The following is an 8,089-nucleotide window of genomic DNA, read 5'->3' on the forward strand; positions in this document are numbered from 1 at the left end:
AGGAAGAAACTTTCTATAGAAAGTTTCTTCCTCCCTTCCCCCGGTTCCTAAAACGTCGTCACCTCAGGATACACCGGCACCTGAAAAATAGCGTGACAGGTAAGGCCGAGCATGACGGCACCTATGCCGCATTTGACCACGATGCCGAGGAATCGGCCCACCAGCGCGCCTTTGGCGGCCTGACGGGCTTCGTAGTCGTTGCGGCCCTTGTAGCGCTCCATGAGATAACAGCCGATCCACGCGCCCACGAGCGCGCCGATGAACGCGCCAAGGCCAAACAGCAGGGGAAGCCCCGCCAGAGCGCCGACAAGCGCGCCAAGCAGGCCCGCCCACATGCCGCTGGTGCTCGAACCGTATTTCTTGCTCCCCCAGCCTTGCGCGATGTACTCGATGACTTCCCCAAATAGGGCAAGGCCGACAAGCATGGCGAAGAAAAAAACGCCCATGTCTCCGGGGGAGGGATAAGCAAACCTCCAGAGCCCGATGAGGCCGAGCATGATCCAGTTGGCGGGAAGCGTGATCACGTTCAGCAAAAGGACAAAACCGAGCAGAACGAGGAAAATGGTTGGGAAAAGAACCTCCACGGGCTACTCCTCGTTCGCCGTCTTACGCAGCACTTCCATGACCGAAGGCAAATGACGCAGCCGGTCGATGACATGGTAAAGATGCGCCACGTCGCGCACCTGCACCACCATTTCCATCTCGGAGCGCCCGTCCACCAGCGCCTGCAAGAGACAGCCGTCGATGTTGACGTCCTCGTCGCGCAGCACGATGGCGATGTCCGCCAGCGAGCCCTTCTGGTTGCGGGCCATGATATGGATGCGCACCGGGAAGGGCTGCGTCTCGTGGCCGTCCCACTGCACGGAAACGAGGCGATCGGGCTCCATCTCCTGAATGTTCGGACACGTCGCCGTGTGGACGATCACGCCTCGCCCGCGGCTGATGAAGCCCACAATGGAATCGCCGGGCACGGGGTTGCAGCAGTGGGCGATGCGGACCATCATGTCGTCCACGCCGCGCACGGAGATGCCGCCCGTCTTGGGCGGAGGAGGCGGGCTCTGCTCCTTGCGCTTGCGGTGGGAGACGACAGTATCCACGGCATCGGGCGTTTCAAGGATTTCCGGCGGCGAAACAATGGCCTGCAAACGCTTCACCACCTGCTTGGTCGTGAAACGCGCGTACCCGATGGAGGCCATCAGCTCGTCCACTGACCCGGCGGCAAGGCTGTTCACCAGCGTGCTCAGATGCCCGTCCTTCTCGGCCTTGCTCAGGTTGATGCCTGCCTTGCGGGCTTCCTTTTCCAGCATTTCGCGGCCAAGGCCCATCGCCGCCGCGCGTTCCTCGGTACGCAGGTACTGCTGGATACGGCTGCGCGCCTTGGCGGTCTTGACGATCTTGAGCCAGTCCCGGCTCGGGCGGCGGTTCTTGTCGGTGATGATTTCCACCGTGTCGCCGCTCTTGAGCGCGGTATTCAGCGGAACCAGCTTGCCGTTGACCTTCGCGCCCACGCACCGGCTGCCCACCTGCGTATGGATAAGGAAGGCGAAGTCCAGCGGCGTCGCACCTTCGGGGAGTTCCTTTACGTCGCCCGCGGGCGTGAAGACATAGACTTCGTCCTTGAAGAGATCCATGCGCAGGGTGTGCATGAATTCCTTGGAGTCGGATTCCTGCCCCTGCCGGTTGACGATCTCGCGGAGCCATTCGAATTCCGGGGCGTCCTTGACGCTGACCGCGTGATGGCGCTCCTTGTACAGCCAGTGCGAGGCCACGCCGTGCTCGGCCAGACGGTGCATCTCCTCGGTACGGATCTGGATTTCGATCCGCTCGCCCTCGGGCCCGATGACCGTGGTATGCAAGCTCTGGTAGCCGTTGGCCTTGGGCATGGAAATATAGTCTTTGAAGCGGCCCGGCACGGGCTTCCACTGCGCATGGACAAGGCCGAGCACCGCGTAACAGTCGCGTACATCCTTGACGATGACGCGGAAAGCCAGAATGTCGTGCATATCGTCGAGCGTCAGATTCTGCTCGGTCATCTTCTTGTAGATGCTGTAGATATGCTTGATGCGGCCCCAGACCGTACCTTCGATCTGGTTGGAGCTGAGGATGCCTTCCAGCTTGGCGATGATCTTGGCGATGAGCTGGCGCTCGACCACCTGATTGCTTTCCAGCCAGTCCGAAATCTGGGCGTAGACGTCCGGGTGTATGTATTTGAAGCTCAGGCCTTCAAGTTCCAGCTTGAGCCGGTGCAGACCAAGGCGGTTGGCGAGGGGCACGTAAATGTCCATCGTCTCCTGCGCGATGCGCTGCCGCTTGTGGGCCTTCTGGAAATCGAGCGTCCGCATGTTGTGCACGCGGTCAGCCAGCTTGACGATGGGCACGCGGATGTCGTGCGACATCGCAAGGATCATTTTACGGATGTTCTCCGCCTGCTGCTCTTCCTTGCTGTCGAACGTCATCATGCTGATCTTGGTCACGCCGTCCACGATGTCGGCGACCTGTTCGCCGAACTCGGCGTCAACCTCTTCGAGCGTGACTTTCGTGTCTTCGACCGTATCGTGCAGCAGCCCGGCGGCCACCGAATGGGCGTCGAAACCGAGCTCGGCAAGGACTTCGGCCACGGCCAGCGGGTGCGAGAGATAGGGTTCGCCGGAAAGCCGCACCTGCCCGGCATGGGCCGCTGCGGCATAAGCATAGGCTTTGCGTACGAGCGCCTGTTCCGCTTCCGTGGAATTGGCAGCCAGCCGGCTCAGGATGTTCTGCATCGGCAGGGGAAGATGGGAGGCAGGAGCTTCAACTGTACTCATGGACTCGTCCTGTGGGCTGATGGTGCATGATCACCGCCGCGCAAGGTTTTGTGCGACGGTATAGAAACTCTAAGGCCGAACATGGTACCTCTGCAAGTCTTTGGGAACCCACCAGCGATCAAAATTGTACATGATGCCGTTCAGCGCGGGCTTGATGCCCTGGAACCGCGCCTGCACGATGGGCAGCGCGTAGGGGACGTAGAGGAAACAGTAGGGCTGTTCGGCATCGAGGATCTCCTGCACGCGGTCATAGAGCTCCTTGCGGCGATCCTGATCGGTCATGCTCCGGGCCTCCACGAGCAGCTCGTCGACCTCGGCGTTGCGGTAGCCCGTGAAGTTCAGCCCGCCGGGCTTGGCCCGTGAAGAGTGCCATACGTCATAGATGTCGGGATCGAGGGTGATCGTCCAGGCAAGGATGATGGCGTCGAAGTGCCCTTTATTGACAAATTCCTTAATGAAGGCGGCCCATTCCACCGTGCGGATATGCACCGTGATACCCAGCGCCTTGAGCTGGCTTTGGATGATGATCGCCGCCTTGATGCGCGAATCGTTGCCCTGATTGACGAGGATGGTAAACAGGAACGGTTTGCCGTCCCGCTCAAGGAGGCCGTCCTTATTCTTTTTCCAGCCGGCCTCGTCCAGCAGCCTGCGGGCTTCGTCCACATCCTGCCGGACCGGCGTCAGTTTGTCGTTATAGGCCCATGTCCCCGGCTTGTACGGCCCGACCGTGGGCACACCCTGCCCGAGCAGCACGCCGTCGATGAGCGACTGGCGATCGATGGCCATCGAAATGGCCCGGCGTACGCGCACATCCTTAAAAAAAGGATGCTCCAGATTGAACCCGAGGAAGGTATAGCTGAACGACAGGTAACGGTATTTGCGCCAGTCCCGTTCCCACTGCGGCCCTTGCGTCTGGCGCAGGTACTGCTGGGGAGAGAGGGACATCATGTCCAGTTTTCCGGCTTTCAGTTCCAGAAACATGGTCGAGGGATCGGGGATAATCCGGTACACCACCTCATCCAGATTGGGACGGCCCTCGAAATACGTATCCGAGGCCGTAAGGGTGAGCATGGAACCGGCGTCCCACTTGGCAAGCCGGTACGGACCCGCGCCGATGGGCTTGCGGGCCACGGGAGTGGTCATGATATCCTGCCCCTCAAGCACGTGCTTGGGCAGAATGGCCCCCATCCATGTCATCAGGGAGCGGGCGAAAGGCTTGGCATAACGCACCTCGAACGACAGCCGCCCGGTCTTCTTGAAGGATTCAATGGCCAGGAAGTCCCCGGAATAGGCCGTGGGCGTCTTGGGATCGATCATGAGCTTATAGGTGAACTCCACATCGTCCGCCGTCAGAGGCACGCCGTCCTCCCAGCGGATATCGTCGCGCAGGACGAAGCGGAGAAGCCTGCCGCCCTCAAGCACCTCATAGGACGCGGCGGCCCACGGGACCACGTTCAGATCCTTGTCGTACTTGAGCGGAGCCACATACAGGAGCCCGGTGATCTCTCCAGAGGCGGAATCGGACGCCATATAGGGGATGAGGTTGGACGGCTCGCCGATGGTGCCCATCAGGATACGCCCTCCTGTGACCGGGGTGCCGTCCGGGAAGGCCGCCGTTTCCGCCGCAAAGGGCATAACAGGGCGAAACGCCGCAAAAAACAGCGCCCAACAGGTGAAAAACAGAATCAGCAAGCTCTTTTTCATACGCATTCCGGGTCATTTGTAAATATTTTCTCGAAAATGGCCATAACATACTTGCGTACCCTTGAAAACAGACGATTCTTGGCATACAACGATAATATAAGACTCGTCGCTTATGCCTCTGTGCATCCTCTTCCGCATTCTACGGAGCGCATCGTTCTGCCCGGGCATCTATCCCACTTTATCAGTTATGCCGCAAGCATCCGTACCCATAGACTAACTGTCGACAAGGGATCTGCCGTTTTGACGAGGCTTATGCACAACAAACAAGGATACGCTGTTTAAAAGTGCCATGACAGAAGCAAGGACATCCGAAAAAATGAACGTACGTGAGGAAAATGCCGCCAGAGCCCTGATCCAGGGCTTCCTGAAAGATTCCGTCCCTGAATACATCAAGGATACGGGACAGGAAATACTGAACAGCGGCGGCGTCCACAAGCTGACCATCCGTAAGGAAGGCGACTCTTGGGACGTGGAAGGCATCGTCCAGGGCGAGGACTTCCAGAACTATTCGCCCCACCTGATGCTGAATCCGGGAGACTCCCAGATTTCGTATAACTGCAACTGCCATGAAGCGTTCATGGGCGTTTGCCGTCACGTGGCCGCCACCGCCTTGAAGATGTTTGCGGATCTCGACAAGGACTATGGCGCGCCCGAGGAGCCGCAGCGCCTCAACACCGAATGGCGCCAGAGCTTCCGCAGTTTCTTCTCCAGTTCGCTGGAGCCGGAAACCGGACGCCACTACTTCATCTTCCGGTTTTATCCCGAACCGGGCCGCCTCATTGTGGCGCTTTTCCGGGCACGGCAGAACAAGACCGGCCTGTCCTCCGTCCACCAGGAAACGTCGCTGGAGCAGATCCTGCGCAATCCCGAGTGGTGTGACCAGTCTCCCCAGCTCTTGCAGGTCGCCCGCCAGATCGGCCACTACCTCGACTACTACGGGCACCGGATCGAAATTCCGGAAGGCCTCGTTTCGTGGTTCTTCTGGGCCATCCGCCGCGAATACTACATGTTTTGGAAGGACACGGACATCCCGTGCACCATCGTGAGCACGCCCCTCACCGTGAAGCTGCGCCCCGGCCTTGACGAGGACGGGCTGCGCTTCGACGTGCTGCTCCAGCGCGGCGAAAAGAAACCCTTCTCCATTTCGGAAGAGGACAGTGAAATCACCTTCCACGGGCAGATGCCCCTGTGGGTGTGCTGGAACCAGAGCTTCTACCCGGTGCAGACCAGCCTTTCCCCCTCGCTGGTGAAACAGCTTGTCGCCGACCATCCGGTGGTCCCGCAGGACAACATTTCGGAATTCCTCGACCGGGTGTGGGCGCGCCTGCCCGCCTCCGAGCTCTACGAGCCCGACGAATTCCTCAAGATCATGGGCCCGATCTTCCAGCCCGCGACCTACGATCCCAAGCTGTTCCTCGACGAGGAAGGCAGCCTGCTTACGCTTGAAGTCCAGAACACCTATGAGACGGTGCACGGCGAATTCGTCCTCCCCGGCCCGAACCCGGACTTCCAGACGGGCAGTTACGTCTTTGAAGGGCATACCTTCCTCGTGCGCCGCGATCAGACCGAAGAGGCCGCGCTCATGGCGCAGCTCGCGGAAATGCACTTCCAGCCCAGAAGCACCCGGCTGTGGTTCATGGAACCGGAAGAGGCCATCGCCTTCCTGCTCGACTCCTACCCCACGCTGGTGGAAAACTGGCGCGTGTACGGCGAAAAGGCCCTCACCCGCTACAAAGTGCGCATGTCGCAGCCGGTCATTTCCGCCAAGGTGGAGAGCAACGAAAAGGAAAAGTGGTTCACCCTCGATATCGATGTGGAATACGACGGCCAGCACCTGCCTCTGGAGCGCATCTGGAAGGCATGGGTACGCGGCCGCCGTTACGTGCAGCTCAAGGACGGCTCCTACACGAGCCTGCCCGAGTCGTGGCTGGAAAAACTGGCCCACAAGCTGCAGGCCCTCGGTTTCGACCCCACCAAGCCGCCCAAGCGCCAGTTCAAGCAGTTCGAAGCCCCCGTGCTCGACAACCTGCTCGACGATCTGCCCAATGCGGAGACCGACTCCTTCTGGAACTCGCTGCGTGAGAAGGTGCGGAACTTCACCGAAGTGGAGCCCGTCAGCACGCCCAAGGGCCTGACCGCCACGCTCCGCAACTACCAGCTGCAAGGCGTTTCGTACCTGAACTTCCTCAGCGAATACGGGTTCGGCGGCATCCTTGCGGACGAAATGGGCCTCGGCAAGACCATCCAGACCCTGTCGTTCATCCAGCATATGGTCAACCACGGGCATGAAGGCCCGAACCTCATCGTGGTGCCCACGTCCGTGCTGCCCAACTGGGAACGCGAATCCGAAAAGTTCGTGCCCCACCTCAAGCGGCTGATCATCTACGGCACGCGCCGCGAAGGCATGTTCCGCAAGGTGGCGGATTCCGACATCGTGGTGACGACCTACGCCCTGCTCCGCCGCGACCTTGAGGAGCTGGAAAAGCACTACTTCAACTCGATCATCCTTGACGAAGCGCAGAACATCAAGAACCCGAACACCATCACGGCGCGCTCGGTGCGTTCCATCAAGGCCCGGATGCGGCTGTGCCTGTCCGGTACGCCCATTGAAAACAACCTGTTCGAACTGTGGTCGCTGTTCGAGTTCCTGATGCCCGGATTCCTCGGCTCGCAGCACGCGTTCCAGCGCGGCGTGGTCAAGCCCATCCGCGACGGGGACGGCGAAAGCCTCGAATACCTGCGTTCCCGCGTGAAGCCGTTCATCCTGCGGCGTACCAAGGCCGAAGTGGCCAAGGATCTGCCGCCGAAGATCGAGAGCGTGACGTACTGCAACATGACGGACGAACAGGCCGAACTCTACACGGCCCTGACCCGGAAGCTCCGCGATCAGGTGCTGGCCGACGTCGAGAGCAAGGGCATGGCCAAGAGCCAGATGTCCATCCTCGACGCGCTGCTCAAGCTGCGCCAGATCTGCTGCCACCCGCGCCTGCTCAAGGTGGACATGCCCGGCTTCTCCACCGGGAGCCTGCCCTCCGGCAAGTTCGAGGCCTTCAAGGATATGATCTTCGACGTGGTGGAAGGCGGCCACAAGGTGCTGGTCTTCTCGCAGTTCGTGCAGATGCTGCAGATCATCCGCGGCTGGCTCCAGCTGACGGACATCCCCTTCTGTTATCTGGACGGCACCAGCAAGGACCGCCTCGATCAGGTGGACCGTTTCAACAACAGCCCGGAAATCCCGATCTTCCTCATCTCCCTGAAGGCGGGCGGCACGGGCATCAACCTGACCTCAGCGGACTACGTCATCCATTACGATCCGTGGTGGAACCCCGCCGTGGAAAGCCAGGCAACCGACCGTACCCACCGTATCGGCCAGACGCGTCAGGTGTTCTCCTACAAGCTGATCTGCCAGAATACCGTGGAAGAGAAGATCCTCAAGCTTCAGGAAATGAAGCGCGGCGTCGCCGAGGCCGTCATCCCCGGTCAGGACACGTGGAAGTCCCTCACCAAGGAAGACCTCGAAATGCTGTTTGAGGTTTAGAAAAAAATTGGAGGGGGCGAGGGAAACTTTCTTTAGAAAGTTT

4 protein-coding genes are annotated in these 8,089 nt (G+C 60.0%); 1 reads left to right on the forward strand and 3 read right to left on the reverse strand.

Annotated elements, in window-relative coordinates:
* Window positions 1-47: 47 nt before the first annotated feature.
* From HMPREF0178_RS18650 to HMPREF0178_RS18660, 3 genes are all read right to left on the reverse strand, one after another.
* Window positions 48-584: a DUF456 domain-containing protein gene (locus tag HMPREF0178_RS18650; protein WP_009369124.1), complete on the reverse strand. Its 537-nt coding sequence runs from the start codon at window positions 582-584 to the stop codon at window positions 48-50.
* A 3-nt stretch (window positions 585-587) separates the two neighbouring features.
* Window positions 588-2,804, reverse strand: coding sequence for a bifunctional (p)ppGpp synthetase/guanosine-3',5'-bis(diphosphate) 3'-pyrophosphohydrolase (locus tag HMPREF0178_RS18655; RefSeq protein ID WP_005025895.1), 2,217 nt, complete (start codon window positions 2,802-2,804; stop codon window positions 588-590).
* A gap of 69 nt (window positions 2,805-2,873) precedes the next feature.
* Entirely contained in the window at window positions 2,874-4,508 is a 1,635-nt protein-coding gene (locus tag HMPREF0178_RS18660) for a peptide-binding protein (protein WP_009369125.1), read from the reverse strand.
* A 316-nt stretch (window positions 4,509-4,824) separates the two neighbouring features.
* On the opposite strand from HMPREF0178_RS18660, the gene HMPREF0178_RS18665 reads away from it, so the two are divergent.
* Window positions 4,825-8,046, forward strand: coding sequence for a DEAD/DEAH box helicase (locus tag HMPREF0178_RS18665; RefSeq protein WP_009369126.1), 3,222 nt, complete (start codon window positions 4,825-4,827; stop codon window positions 8,044-8,046).
* Window positions 8,047-8,089 lie beyond the last annotated feature (43 nt).

The organism is Bilophila sp. 4_1_30, from assembly GCF_000224655.1.
Lineage (GTDB): Bacteria > Desulfobacterota > Desulfovibrionia > Desulfovibrionales > Desulfovibrionaceae > Bilophila > Bilophila wadsworthia.